Raw genomic sequence first — 20,873 nt, 5'->3', positions numbered from 1 at the left:
TACGGCCCGTAGTGTGAGGGACGCGGAAACGGCTGCTCTAAAGGCTCATATTCCTAAGCAACACATCACCCTCTACTGCGCGAGGATATTTGGCGACTACTTCGAATGAAGGTAGAAGCTTTAGCAGCGCTTGCAGAGTCAACTGACCTTCGTAAAGCTCTTTGTCGCTGTATTCGGTGTAGATGAAGCGCGTATTGTTTAAGGTTTGTCTGCCTCCAGCGAAGACATCTGCCTCCGCTCCCTGCACATCCATCCAGATCAAATCAATATTGTTAAGCTCGGCTTCGCGACACCAGTCATCGAGGCGTCGTGTTTGAACCGATATGGGGTTATCAAACCGAACCCAATCATATTCGGTAAGGTGATTCTTTGGTCGCCGTATCGATCCAGAGAGGGCCCAATCCTTAGCTTCTCCATCTCCGTTGCTTGGATGAAAGTCGACTCTGCCATTYTTGTCGCTGATCGCGATCTCGAATAGACGCGCCTTCTCGAGATAGAGCCCCATGTTTTTCTTAAAGCGAGCGATCGCCCGGGGATCCGGCTCGAAGCAATAGAGATGAGCCTCTGGGCAAAGCTGGAGAAAACGTAACGAGTCAGTTCCATCGTAGCTGCCAATGTCCAAGATCACTGGATCTGGCTTCTGCAGGAACGAAACAATGCGCTGATGGACCTCCAACGCGGACACGGGCTCACGTTCTTCCATTTAACTCAATCCTCACGCCTCAATGGAGCACGCAACAAGATCTATCAGATGCATCAAATGAGCTGACAGCTTCGCGCCAACCACCGACTGCCTTCGACCGATCCAGCTTCGAAATCGAAAGATACGAACAAGAATACGGGTGGCACAATTCTACACAGGTAAGCGGGCGATATGGCATGGGTTGCAAAAACTATACGAAGGTTTGCAGACGGGTGCCATTCACCACCAGGTGACGGCGAGCTAACGCTGCTCATGATCCGCTCCGGCGAACCATGTAGGTATGCAACCTTCCTGTGCTTTCGGCTCACCTCGCCCTAGGGTACTCGGAACTAAGTAGGTTTGAGGCATTCTCGGGATGCACGAATTGCTCGACGATGGAACGCGCCGCTATTGCTGACGCCTCTCACCACCGCACATCTGAACAACGTTGACCCGCAAGCCAGTCTCGCCAACGTACTCGCCCGCATCGCCGATCTGCCTACATTCGCCTGCAGAGTTGCTTTCCTGGAATGGAAAAGCCTGCGCGCCGTGAGTACTCCCTTCGATAAGGAGCCCCGTCGCAGCCCGAACCTCTCAGCGACCATCATCACCCATCCCTATGCGCGCGTAATTGTTGCGCGGCCGTTGCCGGACGCGCACCTTACGCTATGCTCGCATTCAGCTATACCAATGTGTAATCGAGCTATCCACGGGGATGACTGGCACGAAGAGCTGGCGCAATCATAAGGCCTTATATAGTCCAGATAGTCCGAGGGAGGCTATGTCCAGTCAAGTTTACTCCCTATTCGGGGAAGCGCAGGAACGCACGGCCGAAGGTGGTGCACCTACCCTATATTCCAGTTTGATCAATGATCTGAGTCAATTGAATTTCGCAGACGCGGATGACCGTCGGGCGTTCCCTCCGACCCTACACAGCGTATTCGCAAGGCATGGACTGTTCGGGCTCACCACACCGGCAGAGCACGGCGGATTAGCTCTTCCCTTGCAAGAGGCCATCGACCTCATCTCCGCTACTGCATCCTTCGATGTCTCGGCTGCCTCCACCCTGATCATCCATAACTTCCTGGCATTGCCCTGCATCGAAGCGGCACCGCACATCCCCCAACAAAGGCAGGTCATGTGCGGCGCAACGCGCGGCGACCTCTGCGCTTTCGCTTTGACGGAGCCTAAAGCTGGCTCTGCCCCGCGGCATATAGAGGCCTCGGCTTTGATGCAGGAAGATAGGGTACGCATCTCCGGCCGCAAAATTTGGATCGGCCTCGCTGACTGGGCTCGCTGGATCGTTTGCTTTGCGCGAGCCTCTGGTCCCGATGCGAAAGGTCGGCTCGTTGGTGTATTAGTTGATAGGCAGGCTCCGGGCCTAAAGGTCACGCACGAGCATCGCACACTCGGTCTACGTGGCATCATTCAGAATACCCTTGAGTTCCATGATGTCGAGGTGCCGAGCGCTTACGTGCTCTCTCGCGATCAAGACGGCTGGGGAGCAGCAGCATCTAGCATGAACCGCGGGCGTATCGGTGTGGCTGCTATGGGTCTTGGAGCCCTTGAGCGCGCTCTCCAAGTCGCGGCCACATATGCAAACCATCGTCGACTGGGTAAGCTGCTCATGATCGAGAACAGCTATATCGAGCAGCTATTCGAGCAGATGGTGCTCCGGCGGGAAGTAGTGAAGGCAATGCTGGGCGCATCCTGCCGACTTGTCTCAGCGCAGGGCGCGCCCAACGTCCACCTGGCATCGGCAACGAAGGTTTTGTCGTCGGAGTGGTGTGGCCTCGTCGCTGATCAATGCGTCCAATTGTTAGGTGGTCGTGGTTACGATGAGGGAACGCCCGTAGCTAAGATCTATCGAGATGCTCGCATTCTACGCATCTTCGAAGGCCCGACCGAGGCGCTCCTATCGCATCTCGGCCGCTGCCTTCTTTCTAGAGCGACACGTGACGAAATAGCCGACCTGTTTCTGTCTCTTGATGCTGCGCAGATCCATGCTGCTGCAATTGAGGAACTCTCTGGGCTGAACGAGACAGACGGTGCCGTGCTGATCTATGCGGGTTGGCTCACCACACTAGGTCTGGCACAAGCTGTCATGTCTGCTGGTTGCTTCTCCCCCTCAGATTGCGCCTCAGCCGCGACTGACCTAGTCAGCTCCGAATTAGCAGCGCTCCGTACTCGCGCGCCGGCACGGCCATCTTTCGAAGCTCGCATTCGCGCTAATCGGACGCTGAATACCTTCCTTCAGGACGCAGCCTCTTCCATCGGTTCACCTGTTCTTACAGACGATTACCTCAAACTGGTGCAGTATGTCTGACATCCTACTAAGGTCGAGGAGCGCTCGCTGCCTTTGGGCATCGAAGATTTGACCGCGCTTGTCTCGTTTGGCGGCCGGACCGCCGACCAACAAGACGAGATCGGTACGCTCCACAGGGTATGCATTTCGGTGCGCAAGGATCCGATCCAGCGATGCGATGACTGCACGTATTTTTGAGGTTCACACTCTTCTAAAGATGGCCTGAAGTTGCTCCAGTCCCAGCGGCACGGCAAGGGCGCGGTTGATCTCGAACCAGACGCCCCGATTGTTGTGGACCTTCTTAACGCTACCGGCTGGATCATCGATCTTCGGACCAAGCATGACCGCATCTAATGCCGAAGGCGTCCAGGTGCCGCGCCATTTGGCCTCGCCTGCGAGGAATCGCGTAACGCGACCTTCCCCATTTACAACGATAGCGTTGAAATCGTCTCCCTTGCGCCCAAGGACCTCCCTCGTTCGCTCGGGATCCCGGTTCAGGGTGTAGATGTACTGTCCGGCATCCTCGTGATTGCGAAAGAGGAAGACCGGCACCAGCCACTCATGCTTTCCGGTAGCGATAGCTCCAGGCGGCCTCAATGAGCATGCGCCGAGCCTCGCTGTTGCCGGTTTTGGTGCTACCATCATGCCGGATCCGCCTACCACTCGATTGCTCCGAAGGCACCAGGCCGAGATACGCCATCAAATGGCGAGCACTCTCGAAGCGAGCCAGATCGCCGATCGCAGCGACAAATGTTGCGGCTGAAATGAGATCAAGCCCTCGCAATCTGCGTAGCGCCACGAGGGGTAGCGGAAGGCCGAAGACTAGCCCGAACCTGCTGTCTCGCCAGCGCCAAGGAATGGCCAACAAGGGCTACCGGTATCTGCTGCGGTATGGTTGGCACTAGAACCGCCCGGGACGCTATTTGCCCGGCTGCCCCGTAGATTCAGGAGAGCTGCAAGTGCTCAACATACGATTGAATGTTCCGCTCGTCGGCCAGGAGCGTGGCTATGATGGCCAACCGATCATGCGAAGCGACCATCACGGAATTGTGCGGCCGTGGGGGATTAACGCTTGTTGGTATGCTTCCGCTTGCATGGTGTCGTACTATTTTCACCCGGGGCCTCGGCTGGGTTTGCCCACGCTTTGGCGCGCCGACTTAGGCCTCAACGTTCGTGAGCTTGGTTGGTTGGCTTGGAGTGAAGGATTGTTGCGCCTCGTAGAGCCACATGAGGGATTCACGCCCTATTTTATCGCTGAGACGCTGCGCATACGAGGGCCGATCTGGGCTGCGATAAGTTTGCCGTCGGTGGATCATCATGCAGTCGTGCTGACCGGCGTGGAAGGACATACACTATACTACAATGATCCTTCAGAACCAGCGCGTCTACAACGCGACTTCTTTGATTTTCGGTTCAATGTGCTTTTCGTCAAGAATCCCGATTGGCTGTGAACACTCCTCCGGCCGCAAGGCTCTCCGAGGTGGACCTCATTGCACAGCCGCCGCTCCGATCGAATGCCGACGCAGTAACCGGTCAGGAGCATTCTGATCATTAGTTCGGGATCAATCAAAGGTCGTCCGAAGCTACTGTAGTAACGCGACAACCCCTGCCTGACCTGCTCAAGGTCCACAAACCTATCGATCAACAGGAGCGGGTGGTCTGCGGGAACATGCCTTTCGAGCGAGTACTCATAGAACAACGCAGCCGGTTCGACTTGTCGATGTCCCATCATGATCTTCAGTCCTGCCACCTAAACGACTGAATCACTGATATCGCTGCGTCGCAAAAGTTGCCTTCTTCAACAAAATCGGCCCCTTCTGCGACGTCGCGCCCGACACCGAGCAGGTCCACAGAGAGGTAGACCGGAAGTCGCAGACTTAAGGCAAACCGACGCAGATGTGTGGCCCAAATCAGTCCGGTGACTGAATCTCCCTCTTCGTCCAAAACTTCGCACTCGCCTGTACCGAAGGATTCGAATAGGCGTCCAACCATTCCTGGTAGGTGGCATCGCGGATCTTTTCGGGAATACAGTTTGATCCAATGGTGGCCGGAATCGCTCCTGTCGCGGGCTGAACTACGCTGCATTCGGTTTGGCGGGTTCGAGCCGCAGCAAACGACGAACTCGACATAGTACTCCGCTTTAGAACTGACGAGGATTAGAGCCAGGGCGTGATGACGAAGAAAAAGACTGAAAGGCGCGTGCTTTGGTTCTGGCTCCGTCTAGTGCTGGCGTACCTGGGGGGACTGGCCGTCACGAGCGGCAGCGCCTGTGCGGACCACATCACACTTATCGACAACGTCAAGTCAACTTGGCGAGCGCAGGACGGCGAGACTGTCGAGCAAATCATCGCCAAAGTCTCGAAGGTGGCGCATTTCGTTCCGAGGAGATGGGGAGTCGCTCAAGCGAATGACGGCAGCGAGTATGTGTTCTTTTCGTGGGTCAAACGTCGGGACCAAAAGGCAGCCGAATATGCCATCACCTGGAAAGTTGCGTCCGATGGAACGCTGAAGGTTGAATCGCCCTATGCAAAGCCGATAGAATTGGGCTGGAAGGCGTTCGCACTCTCGCTGATCGCCACCGAAGTCGCAGAAGGCGAACGCGCGGTGAACCTCCGCTTTCTGCATGATCCCGTCAACTTCAACTTTGTGATGACCGCTCAAGGCAGGTTGGGCGATCTTCTGCGGCACGGCCGGTGCACTATCAGCGATCCGGTCGGGGTCGACTACCTGCAGAAGACCGATGACAAAGATGCCGCAAAAGGCAATCTGTGGCGCGTTCTGATCATGGTGAACTGCAATATTCCAGGGCCTATCTATCTGACCCGTGGCGGAGTCATCGTTTTCGAGAAGAGCGAAGGACAAACCTGGGAGCCGCGGTCGTTTTTTGCCAAGCGTATCGCCGCCTATCCTCCAGGCTCTTGGTTTGATCATGCGGACCCAGAAGATTAGGAAGCGCTAAAGGCGGCCAAGGATATCCTGCAAGATGAACGCACAGACTAGCTTCGCGAGCGCGGGGCCCTTGAGGGGGCGCTGATTTAAAACCGCTACCAGTCCTGGTAGGTGCCTCGCTGGTCCGTCGAGAGCATTGATCCAAGCTCCGATCACGGGGACGCGGCCGAGCCCGAGCGGATGATTGCCGCCTGCCTGCCGGTCCATCGCCCCCCTGGGGTCGCGCCGATGAAGAACTATTTCCGAGCGACCTTCGGTTGCCGTTGGCTGCAGCGGGCGCGACGACTATCTCGTCACCCCAATGGGGTTGACGAGTCCTCGCGAAGAAGATGCTCAGCAAGAAATCACAATCGATTCCTTCGGCTCGAGATTTGGCTTACCCGTCGACCGGTCAGAGTGTTTAAGCTACGGCCGGTTAAACCCTTAGGGACGGTTTGCGGTCCAGGCGCCGTTCAGCCGCCCTTAAATCGAGGTATGAGGATAACGTTGATACCCCGCGGATTGTTAGGGGTCATCTCCCTCATCCCTCCAACCAACTGCGCCATGTAGGGATAACCGTGGATGTAAAAATCTGTCGTCGGCAGGGCCGGTGTCGGGAAAGCGTCCACTCTATTCAGCGCGCCGAGCAGGACATCCGGAGCCGGTTGAGGACGGTGATTCCAGCCCAAGCCGACGATGTGCGTGAAGTCATAATCTAGCCTCCTGGCGCGCACACCGAACGCCGGACGTGACAGATGCGGCGGGTCCAAATGGCTCGCACCGCCGGGTAGTTGAAATTCGGCTTTCCGTTTCGAACCGCTGAGCTGCCGCACATCGCGCGGGCTCTGTCCCGCGAGCTTCTCGGTCCGAATTTTCCCCAGCTCCGCAATGAAGTCCGCGGTCCATTGTTGGATGGGATAGGCTCGAAGCTTCGCCATCATGTTTTGCCAGCGCGAGATGCGGTCGGGCTGCGGCATCTTGATCGCCTTCGAAATCGTCTCGGACATACCTTCGACGTCGTTGGGATCGACGAGCAGTGCGGCATCGAGTTCCTTGGCCGCGCCAGCAAATTTCGACAGAACCAGCACGCCGGGATCGCGGGGATCCTGCGCGGCGACATATTCTTTCGCCACCAAATTCATCCCGTCACGCAGCGGCGTCACCACCCCAACACGTGAGGCGCGGTAGAGACCCGCGAGTACGGCCTGGCTGGCCGGCGTCGTCTCGTAGCGGATCGGTTTCCATCCGTCCGCGCCATGGCGCGCATTGACGTCTTCGACAAGAGACATAACATCGTTCTGATAGTCTCTGTAGCTCTGGATGCTGGATCGTGAGGAAGTGGCGATCTGCAACAGCGAGACACTGCGCGGCTCTTTCCCTAAAAGGCCCCCGAAAGCCCGTACGCGATTGTCGAGACCCTTGGTGTAGTCGAGCCGGTCGACACCGACGGCAAGCTTCTCGCGATCGAGACCGTCCAGTAGCGACGCGACATCGGCATTTGAACCCGCGTCTGCAGCGTACTGTGCAAATTTGTCTGTATCTATGCCTATTGGGAACACTTGGCACCTCGTCACGCCGCGACTCGGCGAGGTCACAATGCCGTCTTCGCTGGGCGTGAGCCCGAGATCGGCAATCACACAGGCAAGGAAATTCTGCCGGTCCTCGTCGGTCTGGAAGCCGATCACATCGTACGCAAGCATCAACTCGGTCAGTTCGCGATGATGCGGCACCAGCTGCACGTTGGCCGCCGGCCATGGCGTGTGCAGGAAGAAGCCGATCGGCCGGTCGACGCTCCGATCACGCAGCTCAGCGCCAAGCGAGAGAAAATGATAATCATGCACCCAGAACGCGTCGCGGTCCCTGTAGTCGAGCAGCGCGTCCGCCATGAAGGCGTTGATTTTGCAATAGCTGTCATAATCGTCATCCGAGAAGGAGATCTTGTCTGTCAGCGAATGTAATGCCGGCCATAGTGCCGAGTTGGCAAAGCCCTCATAATAGCGTCGATAATCCTCAGCTGGCAGATCGACCCTCACGAGCCTGCCACCGCCGAGTGCCGTGACGGATGGATTCTTATTTCGGCCAACCTCCGATAAGGGCGAGGGCCCTACCCAAATTGCTCCGGATTGTTGCACCATGGGAAGTAGCGCTGTCTCAAGCCCTCCTGTCTTGGGTTCATTGACGTCGCCAGAGGCAACCCGATTAGACACGACAACGAGATTCACAAGTCATCCTTCCCCGTCTGATCTGCGGTTTACCCCGGGCCTTCGATCAACTTGAAGGTGATCGCCGATGTACGGCCTGACACCCGACCGGACTCGACGGTGTCACGCGTGCGCCACGGGGCGGTGCCAAACACGGCGTGCGGGCTCGAACAACGACGCGCCACCGAGGCCCGCGCTGACCGGCAAAATAAAGGTGCATTCCGCCGCTCGGTGCACCGACAGCTTCGTCTCGAGAGGGCCGCTTCCAAGGCCAACGAAGCACTGGTTTTGGAAGACAGAATGGCTTCTACTTTTCGGCGGTAGCCGCAAGCTCCCAAGCGGTCTCCTATCCGGTCGCTCGAGCGGCCTCCGAGCCAATGAAGGGTGCCGCTGGAATACCTCGCGGCTGCCCCGACGATCAAATCGTTGCAGTTCGGAGCAGCTATTTACGAAACGTTTGAGTTGAATTGCTGCCCACCAAACTTGGTATGTGACACAAAGACGCGTTCGCATAGTGAGACTGAAATTCCGTCCCGCTTGAGAAATATTGGCAGAACGAAATTCGTTTCTCGGCAGGTTTCACGCCCGTTGTTATAAGGCCGCGCACGTTGGGTCTTTTGACCAAATGACGAGAACTCGGAGACGATCAGCTCACCATCTAAGGTTTCTAAGAAGGCCTGCCAATCGCAGGCCGACCGAGTCCGAAGCGGCGTTCTGTCCCGGAGATTCGCCAGCAAAGCCAGGCCAATTCTTGGAGGATGGAGTCGGCGATAAGGGACGTGAAGCTGTATCTTGCCAGGCCGGTCGCGGCCGACGCGGTAATATCTCACCCGTTAGGGCAACTGCAATGTTAGGGGGATCCGTTGCATCAACAAGTCCCCCTGTCAGTGTGCCAAAGATCAATCCACGTGCGCGCCTGACTCAGACGAAGGCCGTTGCGGTGAATGGGTTCGGCTTCAAGTATGCGATCGTGAACAAACCAGGGCGGGAACGCCCGTCCACGCCAACATCATACCCGCCGTATACAATAAGTTGAGAGACGACACTCTTGTAAGCCACCACAGCCCTTCCTTGCGCAGGTTCTCTTTGATGAAGGTCCTGTTTCACTGCTGTCAGCTCCGTCAAGCCAAATGCCAATAGCAATGACTTGATCCGCAGAACCGATTTTCTCAAACGGAGGTGTCACGGCCCCAACAGCATGTTTCAAACCCGACATCAGATATGTTGTCGGTGGCTCCTAGATCGGCTCAGTCATTGGCCTGAGCCTTGGGCTCAGGCAAAGCGCGCCGCGCGCGTTCGCCTTACGAAACTTCGAAAGAAGATGAGGCAAAACTGAACTCGGTCGTTGATGGATGGTCGTCGGAACATCTCATGCCCTACGCGACCTTAAGCGCACTTCCGACTTGAGACGCAGCAGTATCGAGTGATGGGCCGAGTGTCTTCTCGCGTCAATCGGAGCAAATGATGCACAATGGTCAGCCTGGACCGTCCAGGACGTCCCAATATGGAGTTGATGAAACTGAGGGCACGGACGAGCCCCTTGTCGAGGCGGGGTCTTCGGCCATTGAGGTTCACCGAGGCAGCAGTTCTGCCACGGAGCAGATGCGCTCTGAGCCGCGGAATTTGGGGGCATCTTCAATTGGCGCGGATCGTGGTGCGCCAAGCCGCGAAGGACATCAGGCGCGCTCCGGTAACGAGCCCTCGTCGGGCCATCGATCATCGCCCGGCTCGTCTGTGCGGGACCGAAATGTCAGATCTCGCGCTGACGGCAAACACGATGTCCACGAACGCCCAACCGCAGCGGTGAGAACGTCGGTGACTCGCCGTAGGCCCCGATACAGCACCCATCCCGATGACAAGCAACTCCTCAATGCCATCCTCAAGGACTTTAAGCAGTCTGCGGCTGCCGGCGAGCCGGTCGCAGACCGACTTAAGCGAGGGCCCGCCATGGACATTACATCCGTTATCCGCGGCTTCTCTTGCTGGCTCCGCGATGAAAACAAGCCGGGCATTATGGTCCGGCCTCACGACGGCTCGTTGGACGAAGATGCCCAGCTTTACAGTTTGACACGTGGTGGCAGAAATATTGTCAATGCGCTGACTCATCTCCGGAACTTTCTGGTGAGCGCCAGAGCGCCGGAAATCTTGGCTCACCGGCTGACTGCTTTTCCCGAAGATGCGGCTCTCATTCGAGCGGCAGCCGACGCGGCCAAATCAGATATTGCGAAAGGAGCTCCATGGCCGGGTTTCGAAAAGCCGGACGATGTCAACAAAATCAGCAGCGCTCTTCGCGGGTTCAGTATGTGGCTCCAGACGAATAAAGAACCCGCGATAGCGGGCCGCCTCAACGACCAGTCGCTGCTGGACGATGGCCGCAGGTACAGGCGCGCCAGAAAAACCTACTCGTTAAGCAACGGGTTGAATCTGCTTTGGAAGTACGACTCGCTACGGCCGCCTTCAGCGATCAGCGACGACTTGGATCTGGTGGAACTGCTGGAGCGGGAGATGGAAGTCGACGGACCGCCCTCGGAAGCGGGGGACGTTGGCTCGAAAGACACTCTGCTGCCGGTATCTCCTGCGGCGACCATCGAAGACGACGATCTAGATCTGCTGGAACTGCTGGAGCGCGAGATCGAGGTCGAGGAGCCCCCGTCGGCCGCAGGCGAAGGCACCGCGCAGGAAGCCTCGCTGCAGGCGTCTCCCGCAGCGGCAGCGAAAGGCGGTGTCGATTCCAAGCTGCGGATGCAACTGGCGCGGCTGGAGAAGGAGATGGAGATGGAGATGGAAGCCGATGGGCAATCGTCATTCTCCCTTGAAGGCGATCCCTGGCTCGCTTCATTCCAAGAATCGCTCGAAGTGCTCGCCGCGCCGGAGACGTCATTGGAATTGGCGGGGTCGATCCTACCATACTCCGATGACGGTTTGGATTTTGATACCGTCTCACGCGACGAAGCGCACGACAGCCGGGCCTCTGGCGAGTTGGGCCAGCCGCAACAATCATATCATCCGGCAACTGCGATAACGGCTCAGGCGCCAGCGCATGATTTCGCACCATTCGTCGGCGCGAATTTCAATCACGGCCCTCAACCTGCCCCCGACCTCCTGATTGGCGAACTGAACAGAAGAGGCATGCTGCCGCTGTCGATCCAGCAGCCGACCAACCTGGTTATTCATGGTCAGTCCTATGTGGCGGTATTGGGTCCAGGGATGAGGGAAGTGACTCACAACAATCCATTTAGCGTGAACATTATGCTGCGACCCCGGCTTCTAGGGGGCTAAACTGAGCGCCGGAGGCGCACTTCTTCCACCTAGCGGCGCCATTCGCTCCCAAGGCGCATTGCTCAACATCAATCGATCCATCACGCCCGCGATCGTCCCTTCAAAAAGAAGCATTGAATCTGCTTCATCCTAAAAGCGCATGCTTAGGGTCCACACCGCCTAAGGGCCCTCTCATTTCGGCGAATGCCCACCGGGCCAAGCTATGAGCCGAGTTGAGGCGCAAGCTCTGTACAGAATGTACAAATAGTACCTTGTTGCCCGCTCGCGCATGGTGCCCACTTCTCGGAAGACGAAGTCGGCCACGACAACTTGTTATCGCCACATCGTGGGCCCTCCGGTCAACGCCGCTTGGCCAACTTGCCTGAGGACATCGACTGATGTCTCTCCGCGCTTCGCTGCTTCGAGGAGTTTACAGGCGACGTGAGTTCGGATGCCGATCTCGTGACGGGATACACCTTCACAAACCTCGTCCAAAACCGTTCGCAATACAGCAGCCAGTTCGGAGTCGACCATTTGAGTGCCCTCAATTTTATAGCATTATAATCTGCCTGTGTATGGCAGGATAGAAATGGAACACCGTGCCAATATATGTGCGTGTCCACGTCTGCACTGTTTAGAACAGTCCAATATTGTGAACAGAACGATTCATATGCGCACGTAGTCGCGCGCACTCTTTCCGCAAATCGCAAATGGATTTCGCTGCTAGACTTTCTTTTCGATCCAGGGAGAAGTTCCTCGAAGACTCAAGGGGCGACGCCCTCGACGTCACCCTTCTGCGGAGGTCTTAGGCTCGCTCGGTTGCGAGTTGACAGATGGTAGAAAGTTGTCCTCTCGATGTCCTTTGCGATAGTCGATTCTATGAGCCAGCAAAACGCCGGCTTCCGTAACGGAAACATACGCAACGAAGTACATCCTTGATCCCTCAACATTGGCCGTACCGAGTCCCTCCTACACTTCTTCTCTGAAGGTTTCGTGGACCAATTTAGACTCACGCAAATTGCGAGCTAATTGTTCGGAGCCCGGGAAACGGAATGCGGTTGCGCGGCCATGTTGGAGCCAACCAGAAGTGTCAGCGTCAATACTATGAGCTCTGCCCGCAGCGTGACACTGACGTCCTAGTGCGGAAGATGAGCCTAGACCCGAGTATCTGCGGGTCGACGGCAGTCGACAAGCGCTTGTTCGTATTTGCTCTCGTCCGACTGATAACCCCATAAAGATCTTTGATGCCCCATGGGATCATCGCAGGACTCGCGCGCTCGCGATCGAGCGCCCAGTGTCCCCGCAATCCTTGAGCGATCCATGGCGGTGCGAGCTTCACCGGACTCGCCTACCGCGAGGTACGGATGAGACAGGCTCTAATCGGATCGATTCTTTTGCTCACCGGGGAGCAGAGAACGAAGAACCTGCCCTTGCTCATTTTATTGACTTACTGACCGAACGCTATTCAACTCGCGCATCGCGTACCTGAGATAGACGCCTCAGCTTCGTGAAACCACGATCAGTGGACATAAAACGCCCGAGCATCGGCGCAATCAGTTTAAGTGGATCAATCGCCTGTCCGGTCTCGCGCGCTAGTGCTTCCGCGTAAGCGAGAAGATCGCGATGAACAACTGCGGGCAGTTCCGCAGTCACTCTGACTGGCCTGTCACTGGGAATTTCCGAGATTCTAAGTTTCGGCATGGCATCATCCTTTGTATGGTTCGAGCTGAAGATCACGGTTGACAATCACCCGAACCGGAAAACCTGGACGGATGGTCAATGTCGGCTGGATGTTGAGACTGCGCCGAACGACTTGCTCGCCAGTTTGGTTCAACGAATCCCCTGCACCGTGCCGCAATGCCTGGATAATTGCGCTGTCGTTGCTGTTCGTGTCGGAGCCGGAGCCAAGTTCTGTTCCGACAGCAAGTAAAGTCGATAGGGCGGCCGCCTTAAACAACTCGCCCCAATGATTGTCGACTTGGTCCTCTAGACCTGCATAACCTGCGTTGTCCGCACCAGGCTGTCGCTCAAGTGCGATCGAGCGACCGTTGGGCATGATCAGACGAGTCCAAACCAGCAGCACACGGGACTGGCCGAAGGCGACCTGGCTGTCATAGATACCGATCAAGCGGGCCCCCTGGGGCACAAGCAAGAACTGTCCGGTGGGAGTATCGTAGAGATTCTCCGTCACCTGCGCCGTGACCTGACCTGGAAGGTCCGATCTGATTCCTGTGATCAGGGCGCCGGGAATCACAGTGCCAGCCTGCAAGAGATATGGCGAAGCTGGCTTAGTGATGCGGTCAGGACTCACGGTGCGGCGGTCTACGGATGCGTTCACGAAGGCGAGTTTCGTATCTTGACCGTTCTGCGCAGATCCGTCGCCGCTGGTGCTCGTTGAGCCCGAAGGCAGGACATGGTCACTTCCCGGGGCGTTAGATGAGGTCGGCCGCATTTCCCTCCCGCTGCTCGAAGCGAATAGATGGCTGATACGGGCTGCTTCGGTCTCCTGGTCCCGGCGCTGTTGGTCCGGATCACCGCCCATCGTCGGCGACTGGCCCTGAGCCGCGAGGATCGGTCGACCGAGATCCCCAGGAAGCGGCGGACCAAGCTGCGGTATCGGTTGATGTGGAGCGCCGGTGTAGTCTTTCGGCAGCATGGTAATGCCGTCGGCAACGTTGTGATGATCGGTGCTGTAGAGTTCATCGGCCGCTTGGTTTCGAGGGCGATTGTTCTGCAGCGACCACAAGACGGCTCCGCCGATAACGAGCAATGCAACAGCACTCCCCCCCGCCAGGACTTTCCGCGACAACCGCGTCACACGCGGATGCTCTGCTCTCAAACGAAAATTCACGGATTGCTCGTCTTGTGTCTGCGGCGGAATGGCTCGTTCGTAATCGTTTCCACTGGAGGTATTCATGACGACGGCCTCCCGTCAGTCCTGACAATCCTGACCTTCTGCGGATGATCCCCGCCAAGCCGGAGTTCGGCCGCTGCAAACAGCCGATCTACGATCAAGACGTTGCCGTAGGCACGATAATTGACGAGTTCGGTCTTACCGTCAGGTCCGATGACGAACAGCGGCGGCATCTCACCTTGCACGATCCCCTGCGGGAATTCGACATAGACCTTGCGGCCATCGTCGTATGCGGCAAGTGGCCGCCAAGGTGGGTTATCTCCTTCGATCGCGTAGCGAGAGATGCGCTGTGCCGGATCCGGAAGGACGGGTCTCAGGGCAACTGAACGCGATCGTTCGCGAACGGTTTCCGGATAGTACCAGGCGACTGATGGCATATATGGTCGCTCGCGGGAGCGAAGCTCGATCAGGTAGGTGCGGCGGTCGGTATTGATGACGAGATTGGTTTCGATCGATGCGCGGGTCGGCTTGACCAGAATATGGACCCGTCGCGCGTCGCCACTCCCGCTCTCAGTATCGCCCACGACCCAGCGGACCGTGTCGCCAGCCGCGATCGGTCCGGATCCCGTCAACTGCTCTCCTTCCTCGAGCGCAATATCTGTGATCTGCCCCGGTGCAGCGTAAATCTGATAAAGCGCCCCGGGACTGTAAGCGTAGATTTGCGCTGCATTGAAATACCCCCGCTTGCGCGGTTCGACGCGCGCAGCGCTGTTCGCCGTCTCAACCCGGTTCAGGGGTTCAAACTCTTCTTTTCCTCCCGACTTGCCGCCGAGTGCTGGCTTCCAGAGCGGTGGAACGTGGAGCGGTCGCGATGTGTCATCGAGAGGCGCTGGAGGCGCCGGCAACGGAGGCACTTCCGCGTCATAACTGATCTGCGGCGGAATGTAGGTCGCACACCCAGCGAGCGCCGACGAACAAAGTAGAAGAGCGGCCAGAATCGCTCGATTCGAGGTCACGAACTCGAACCAAGGCGAATTGGGCCTGCTGTGCAGGATAGGACGCTTCGAATGAGCGACGGACATCGTCTTGGTCACTGACTCAACTCCTTTGACCAGTTGATGGCGTGGACGTAGATGCCAAGCGGATTCTTGCGCAGGCGCTCGGCGTCGCGCGGCGTCTCGATCACGATCGTGAGAATTGCAGTCCAGCGCTCGGTCGAACTCAACGAGCCGTTGTCGTAGGTTCGTTGGATCCATGCGATCCGAAAGCTTTCAGAAGACGCGCGAATGACGCTCGAGACTTCCACGGAGATCTGCGCCTTGCCCAACTTGGCAAAGGGGTCATTGTTGCGCGCATAGTCGTTGAGAGCGGCGGCGCCCCGATCGGTCGTAAAATCGTAGGCCCGAAGCCAGTTCTGGCGCAGAACGATGCCGTCCGAGGGCAGGCCTCTGACATCCTCGATAAAGCGCGCGAGGTGGTAGGCGATCTGCGCGTCGGTGGGTTGATAGTCAATGTTGGCGGGCGCAACCCTCTGGGCCTGACCGAGATGATCGACTTCAACCACCCAAGGTGTGATCGATCCTCGGCTGGAATGCCAGACGAGGCCCCCGGCAAGGCCGGCGGACAGCATCAAGCAGCCGAACGCCATCAAGCGCCAGTTTTTGGCCTGCACGCGGGCAGACCCGATGCGTTCGTCCCAAACCTGCGCAGCCTTTTGGTAAGGCGTAATCGGCACGGGCATGCGCCCGTAGTGAACGGATGATCGTTTGAACATTGATAACTGCCCCCTGAGATCAAGTGAATGGTTCGCGTCGCGCGGTGTCCGGGTTTGAGGCATCGGCCCGCGGTCTGTGGTAAGGTGCATGCCCCGCGTCAGCGCTCTCCTTCGGACAAGTCGACGGAGGAGCCGCTGCCAGCGTGGTCGCCGGAGCGGACCGCGCGGCCGGCTGTCGACGCACTATGCCGAATGGTATGGGCACTTTTCATGCGACGCGCCCAATCGGGCTGCGCTTTCCCTTCTGCCGAAGTGCTTTCGGCTTTCTCGCCCGCGTGCACACCGCCCCCGAGCGTAGCCGCTGCGCGACGCAACGGGCTCATTTCCGCCGAAGCGCCTGCCTCCGCGAGGCCAGCAAGGCCGCCGCTTCGATAGACGGCGGATGCTCCACTCAAGACGGCACCGCCACCGCGTGCGGCGCCAGCAATCGCACCGCCAGCGAGACCAGCACCGCCGACGGCGAGGCCTGCAGCGGCGGCAACGACACCACCAGCGGCAAGTCCCGTTCCGGCCGCGGCACCGGCACCGAGCTGCGGTCCGCCAGAGACCAGGCCGTTTGCGATTCCCGGACCGAAGATACCAAGGCCGAGCAAGGAGAGCGCCGCAAGGACCAGCGTCATCGCGTCTTCGATGGTTGGCTGGCCGCCAGCAAAGCCAGAGGTGAACTGAGAGAACAGGGTCGATCCAACACCGAGGATGACGGCCAGGACCAAGACCTTGATTCCAGATGACATGACATTGCCCAAAACCCGCTCTGCCGCGAACGCGGTCTTGCCAAACAAGCCGAAAGGAATCAGCACGAAGCCCGCTAGCGTCGTCAGCTTGAACTCGATCAGGGTCACGAAGAGCTGGACCGCCAGAATGAAGAAGGCGAGCAGCACCACGACCCAGGCGAACAGGAGAACGACGATCTGGACGAAATTCTCGAAGAAACTGATGTAACCCATCAGGTTCGAGATCGAATCGAGCAACGGTCGGCCGGCGTCGAGGCCGACTTGAGCGATCTTCCCTGGTCGCAGGAAATCCGACGCTGATAAGCTCGAGCCGGACGCTTTCAGCCCAAGACCGGCAAAGCTTTCGAAGACGATACGTGCGAGGCTGTTCCAATTGCCGATGAGGTAGGCAAAGACGCCGACGAAAAGCGTCTTCTTGACGAGGCGCGCGATAATGTCCTCGTCCGTTCCCCAACTCCAGAACAACGCGGCGAGCGTAATGTCGATTGCGGCAAGTGTCGTCGCGAGATATCCGACATCGCTACCGAGAAGCCCGAAGCCGTTATCGATATAGCGCGTAAACGTTTCCAGGAACTGGTCGATAATCCCGGTACCAGTCATGGCTTGCTCGCCTCAGGTGTTGCCACGGGCGGATATCCTTGCAGGATCCGGCTCTGATCCTTTGAGGCGGGTGCTAAGCTCGCGGCGGAATCATCGCGGCCAGGAACTGCAGCACTGTCTGTCTTACCAAGGAAGCGACGCCGGTTTTCATCCCAAACCTGCTTACAATACCGGTAAACCGCCGTTTCCTCGGAGGTGACACCGCGGCAGCGTAAGAGGTCGGAACTGGTTGCAACTGTCGTCTGCGCTGTCTCCGGTATCGGCGGAGAATTGTCGCCACCACGAAGCTGAATCGTGCAAGCGGCGACAACCAATACGCCGATCGTCGCAAGCAGCGACAACGCCTTAAATGCGTTTACGTCGGTCATTAGTGGAACATCCGCACGTCTTGGGATTGATAGCCCTGGCCCGGCGTCAGAAACCGTCGGAGCTGTTCTCGGCCCTGGTCTTGGGCCGCGGCGCGCTGCGCTGCTTCAAGACTCTGCGCCCTGCCCTGTGCGGTCATGACTGCGGTGAGGTCGGCGAGCTGCTGCGCGTTCAGCGCGAGAATCTGATTGCCTGCCTGCGTTGCCTGCAAGGCACCGCTGGCCCCTTGGCTTGAGGTTACGAGCGCGGACGTTTGGATGCGATTGGTGTCGAGGTTGCCGACGATGCCGGCCTGAACCCGGAGCGCGTCTTGCGTTGCCGCATAAGTATTTTGCCATCGCGATTGAGCGTTTGTGATCAGCAATTGGCTGGACTGGCTTCCGGTGACCGGCGCGTAGCTTGTCGAGAACGCGCGATCGATCTGCTGAACGTCGTAGGCGATCCGCTGGGCCTGGGCCAACAATTGCTGAGTGCGCTGGATCGAAGATTGCAATTGCTGCAGCGACGAATACGGCAGGTTTGCCAGATTCCTTGCCTGGTTGATCAACATCTGCGCCTCGTTCTGCAACGAGGTGATCTGGTTGTTGATCTGCTGGAGCTCCCGCGCGGCGGTCAGGACATTCTGAACATAGTTGCTGGGATCAAAGACGATGAGCGCCCGTGCGGGCACCGCGACGCCAAGCACCAGCGCAATGGTGCCAGCGGCCGCCAATAGGCGAAGACGCCTCATAACGATTTCTCCAGGTTGACGAGATTGGGGATCAGGTCGGAGGCCCAGGCGACGCCACGGTGCTGAAGCCAGGCCGGCACGAAGCCGTCAGGCCCGCGTTCGGCGAGGAGTTGCGCGATCGCAGCCTGGTCTGTCTTGGAAGAGGCGGCGGTGAATGCGAGCGCAATCTCTCCAAGGCCAAGTTCGAACATCCGGTTGCCGCGACGCGATTGACAGTAGTAGTCGCGCTTCGGCGTTGCCCGGCTCAGAAGCTCGATCTGGCGGTCATTGAGGCCGAAGCGGCGGTAAATGGCGGTGATCTGCGGCTCGATCGCCCGTTCGTTCGGAAGCAAGAGGCGCGTCGGACAGCTTTCGATGATCGCTGGCGCGATCGCGGAGCCATCGATGTCCGAAAGCGACTGGGTGGCGAAAATGACGGATGCGTTCTTCTTCCGCAGCGTCTTCAACCATTCGCGGAGTTGGCCGGAAAAATCTTCGTCGTCGAGCGCAAGCCAACCTTCATCGACAATCAGGAGGGTCGGCCGGCCATCGAGGCGGTCCCCGATACGATGGAAGAGATACGCGAGCACGGCAGGCGCTGCGCTCGTCCCAATCAATCCTTCAGTCTCAAACGCCTGGACCGAGGCCTCGCCCAACCGTTCGATTTCGGCATCAAGCAGGCGCCCGGAGGAGCCACCCAGGCAATAGGGTTGCAGGGCACGTTTGAGGGAATTCGATTGCAGCAGGACCGACAGGCCCGTCAGGGTGCGCTCCTGCATCGGTGCCGAGGCGAGCGACGTCAGAGCCGACCACAGATGATCCTTGACCTCCGGCGTGATCTCGATTTTTTCCCGCGCAAGGATCGCGCCGATCCACTCCGTGGCCCACCCACGCTCGGAAGGATCGTCGATCCAGGCCAGCGGCTGCAACGCAACCGGTTGGGCGTCTCCGTCCGGCGATGCGCCGCCGAGATCATGCCAGTCGCCGCCCATCGCGAGCGCGGCCGCCCGGATCGAACCACCGAAATCGAACGCAAAGACCTGAGCATTCGGGTAGCGGCGGAACTGCAGCGCCATCAGTGCCAGCAACACGGACTTGCCAGCCCCCGTCGGCCCCACCACGAGAGTATGCCCGACATCACCGACGTGGAGGGAGAATCGGAACGGGGTCGATCCCTCGGTCTTGCCGAACAGGAGGGGCGGCCCCTTGAAGTGCAAATCCCTCGTCTCGCCGGCCCATACGGCTGACATCGGAATCATATGGGCGAGGTTGAGGGTCGAAATCGGCGGCTGCCGCACATTGGCGTAGACATGGCCGGGTAGACTGCCAAGCCAGGCCTCGACTGCGTTCACCGACTCGATCATGCAGGTAAAGTCGCGCCCCTGAATGACCTTTTCGACCAGGCGGAGCTTTTCATCTGCCGCAAGGGGATTGCAGTCCCACACGGTGATGGTAGCTGTGACGAAGGCTTGCCCAATCTGATCCGAACCGAGTTCCTGCAACGCCGCATCGGCGTCCAGCGCCTTGTTGTGGGCGTCGGTATCAAGCAGCGTGGACGCCTCGTTGGTCATGACCTCCTTGAGAATGGCGCCGATGGACTTTCTCTTGGCGAACCACTGGCGGCGAATCTTGGTCAGCAGCTTCGTGGCATCAGTCTTGTCGAGCATGATCGCGCGAGTCGACCAGCGATACGAGAATGCGAGGCGATTCAGGTCGTCCAGAATCCCCGGCGTCGTCGCGCCCGGAAAGCCGACGATCGTCAGAACCCGGACGTTGGCCGACCCCAACATCGGCTCGAGCCCGCCGGTCAGCGGTTGATCGGCCAACAGCGCATCGATGTACATGGGAATTTCCGGTACTCGAACGCGATGACGCTTGGTCGAAATCGTTGAGTGCAGGTAAGTCAGCGTGTCCTGATCATCGAGCCAGACGCATTCGGGCATGAACCCTTCAACGAGCTGCAGCACGCGATTGGTCTGATCGATAAATCCACGAAGCGGCTCGCGAGCGTCGGCTCCAATGGCGCGATCGCGCCCCTCATAGAGCAATCGTTCTGCCCTTGCGGCCCCTTCCTCAGGCGGTAGATAGAGGAAGGTCAGGAAATAGCTGGACTCGTAGTGGACGCCCGCTTCTTCAAACTGAGCTTTGCGTTCGGCATCGACCAGCGCTGACGCGACATCCGGAAAGGTGTTCGGTGGGTAAGCGCCCGCAAAGTGACGCTGTGCTTCAACGAATACCGCCCAGCCTGATCCCAGCCGCCGCAAAGCGTTGTTCAAACGGCCGGCGACGGCGACAAGTTCGGCCGGCACTGCGCTGTCGAGGTCAGGTCCCCGGAATTTAGCTGTCCGCTGGAACGAGCCGTCCTTGTTTAAGACGATTCCCTCGTCGACGAGGGCTGCCCAAGGCAGGAAGTCGGCGAGCCGGGAGTTGGAATGGCGATATTCAGCGAGATTCATCATGAC

The 20,873-nt window shown here is 58.3% G+C and carries 14 protein-coding genes and 3 pseudogenes; 4 read left to right on the top strand and 13 right to left on the bottom strand.

Features of this window, described 5'->3' with window-relative positions; genetic code table 11:
* Positions 1-37: 37 nt before the first annotated feature.
* Positions 38-685 carry an FkbM family methyltransferase gene (locus BI327_RS17135; protein ID WP_076862192.1) on the bottom strand — a complete coding sequence of 216 codons (648 nt, stop codon included), beginning with the start codon at positions 683-685 and terminating at the stop codon, positions 38-40.
* A 778-nt stretch (positions 686-1,463) separates the two neighbouring features.
* Here BI327_RS17135 and BI327_RS17130 point away from each other — a divergent pair.
* Positions 1,464-3,008, top strand: coding sequence for an acyl-CoA dehydrogenase family protein (locus tag BI327_RS17130; protein ID WP_159450459.1), 1,545 nt, complete (start codon positions 1,464-1,466; stop codon positions 3,006-3,008).
* Between the two features lie 180 nt (positions 3,009-3,188).
* Here the strand turns inward: BI327_RS17130 and BI327_RS17125 are convergent, their stop codons facing one another.
* Positions 3,189-3,539, bottom strand: a complete 351-nt coding sequence (locus BI327_RS17125) for a hypothetical protein (protein WP_076861835.1) — start codon at positions 3,537-3,539, stop codon at positions 3,189-3,191.
* 19 nt (positions 3,540-3,558) lie between these two features.
* Positions 3,559-3,783, bottom strand: a pseudogene (locus tag BI327_RS17120) (transposase); the annotation flags it as partial.
* 163 nt (positions 3,784-3,946) lie between these two features.
* Between BI327_RS17120 and BI327_RS17115 the strand changes: the two are divergent.
* Positions 3,947-4,438 carry a papain-like cysteine protease family protein gene (locus BI327_RS17115; RefSeq protein WP_143271620.1) on the top strand — a complete coding sequence of 164 codons (492 nt, stop codon included), beginning with the start codon at positions 3,947-3,949 and terminating at the stop codon, positions 4,436-4,438.
* Positions 4,439-4,464: 26 nt separating this feature from the next.
* Here the strand turns inward: BI327_RS17115 and BI327_RS17110 are convergent.
* Positions 4,465-4,719: pseudogene (locus BI327_RS17110) on the bottom strand (transposase); the annotation flags it as partial.
* 440 nt (positions 4,720-5,159) lie between these two features.
* Here BI327_RS17110 and BI327_RS17100 point away from each other — a divergent pair.
* Complete coding sequence (locus tag BI327_RS17100) at positions 5,160-5,936, top strand: nodulate formation efficiency C protein (RefSeq protein WP_245334838.1); 777 nt, start codon at positions 5,160-5,162, stop codon at positions 5,934-5,936.
* Between the two features lie 791 nt (positions 5,937-6,727).
* Here BI327_RS17100 and BI327_RS17095 read toward each other — a convergent pair.
* Positions 6,728-8,137: pseudogene (locus tag BI327_RS17095) on the bottom strand (alpha,alpha-trehalose-phosphate synthase (UDP-forming)); the annotation flags it as partial.
* 1,926 nt (positions 8,138-10,063) lie between these two features.
* Between BI327_RS17095 and BI327_RS17090 the strand changes: the two are divergent.
* Complete coding sequence (locus BI327_RS17090; protein ID WP_143271619.1) at positions 10,064-11,395, top strand: hypothetical protein; 1,332 nt, start codon at positions 10,064-10,066, stop codon at positions 11,393-11,395.
* Positions 11,396-12,835: 1,440 nt separating this feature from the next.
* Here the strand turns inward: BI327_RS17090 and BI327_RS17075 are convergent.
* From BI327_RS17075 to trbE, 8 genes are all read right to left on the bottom strand, one after another.
* The gene (locus tag BI327_RS17075; RefSeq protein ID WP_076861821.1) at positions 12,836-13,075 is read right to left on the bottom strand and encodes a DUF2274 domain-containing protein; all 240 of its coding nucleotides are present in this window, start codon (positions 13,073-13,075) and stop codon (positions 12,836-12,838) included.
* A 4-nt stretch (positions 13,076-13,079) separates the two neighbouring features.
* Positions 13,080-14,291, bottom strand: a complete 1,212-nt coding sequence (locus BI327_RS17070) for a TrbI/VirB10 family protein (RefSeq protein ID WP_076861819.1) — start codon at positions 14,289-14,291, stop codon at positions 13,080-13,082.
* A complete protein-coding gene (gene trbG, locus BI327_RS17065) occupies positions 14,288-15,322 on the bottom strand; it encodes a P-type conjugative transfer protein TrbG (protein WP_076861817.1) in 1,035 nt (344 codons plus the stop codon). Before trbG ends, BI327_RS17070 begins: the two co-directional genes overlap by 4 nt.
* Positions 15,319-16,002 carry a conjugal transfer protein TrbF gene (gene trbF, locus BI327_RS17060; protein ID WP_076861814.1) on the bottom strand — a complete coding sequence of 228 codons (684 nt, stop codon included), beginning with the start codon at positions 16,000-16,002 and terminating at the stop codon, positions 15,319-15,321. Before trbF ends, trbG begins: the two co-directional genes overlap by 4 nt.
* A 98-nt stretch (positions 16,003-16,100) precedes the next feature.
* Positions 16,101-17,336, bottom strand: a complete 1,236-nt coding sequence (gene trbL / locus BI327_RS17055) for a P-type conjugative transfer protein TrbL (RefSeq protein WP_076861812.1) — start codon at positions 17,334-17,336, stop codon at positions 16,101-16,103.
* On the bottom strand, positions 17,333-17,704 hold the full coding sequence (gene trbK-alt / locus BI327_RS17050) for a putative entry exclusion protein TrbK-alt (protein ID WP_076861810.1): 372 nt from the start codon (positions 17,702-17,704) through the stop codon (positions 17,333-17,335). Before trbK-alt ends, trbL begins: the two co-directional genes overlap by 4 nt.
* Positions 17,704-18,432, bottom strand: a complete 729-nt coding sequence (gene trbJ, locus BI327_RS17045) for a P-type conjugative transfer protein TrbJ (RefSeq protein WP_076861808.1) — start codon at positions 18,430-18,432, stop codon at positions 17,704-17,706. The genes trbK-alt and trbJ overlap by 1 nt, the downstream gene beginning before the upstream one ends.
* Positions 18,429-20,870, bottom strand: a complete 2,442-nt coding sequence (gene trbE / locus BI327_RS17040) for a conjugal transfer protein TrbE (RefSeq protein WP_076861805.1) — start codon at positions 20,868-20,870, stop codon at positions 18,429-18,431. Before trbE ends, trbJ begins: the two co-directional genes overlap by 4 nt.
* Positions 20,871-20,873: the final 3 nt, after the last annotated feature.

The organism is Bradyrhizobium mercantei, assembly GCF_001982635.1.
GTDB lineage: Bacteria > Pseudomonadota > Alphaproteobacteria > Rhizobiales > Xanthobacteraceae > Bradyrhizobium > Bradyrhizobium mercantei.
The sequence above is the reverse complement of the archived record's forward strand: the minus strand, read 5'-3'. Positions and strand labels throughout refer to the sequence as shown.

Coding starts and splice junctions, on each gene's coding strand:
- BI327_RS17130 (WP_159450459.1), top strand. CDS start 1,464: ATGTCCAGTCAAGTTTACTCCCTATTCGGGGAAGCGCAGGAACGCACG.
- BI327_RS17100 (WP_245334838.1), top strand. CDS start 5,160: ATGACGAAGAAAAAGACTGAAAGGCGCGTGCTTTGGTTCTGGCTCCGT.
- BI327_RS17090 (WP_143271619.1), top strand. CDS start 10,064: ATGGACATTACATCCGTTATCCGCGGCTTCTCTTGCTGGCTCCGCGAT.
- BI327_RS17075 (WP_076861821.1), bottom strand. CDS start 13,075: ATGCCGAAACTTAGAATCTCGGAAATTCCCAGTGACAGGCCAGTCAGA.
- BI327_RS17070 (WP_076861819.1), bottom strand. CDS start 14,291: ATGAATACCTCCAGTGGAAACGATTACGAACGAGCCATTCCGCCGCAG.
- trbF (WP_076861814.1), bottom strand. CDS start 16,002: ATGTTCAAACGATCATCCGTTCACTACGGGCGCATGCCCGTGCCGATT.
- trbL (WP_076861812.1), bottom strand. CDS start 17,336: ATGACTGGTACCGGGATTATCGACCAGTTCCTGGAAACGTTTACGCGC.
- trbK-alt (WP_076861810.1), bottom strand. CDS start 17,704: ATGACCGACGTAAACGCATTTAAGGCGTTGTCGCTGCTTGCGACGATC.
- trbJ (WP_076861808.1), bottom strand. CDS start 18,432: ATGAGGCGTCTTCGCCTATTGGCGGCCGCTGGCACCATTGCGCTGGTG.
- trbE (WP_076861805.1), bottom strand. CDS start 20,870: ATGATGAATCTCGCTGAATATCGCCATTCCAACTCCCGGCTCGCCGAC.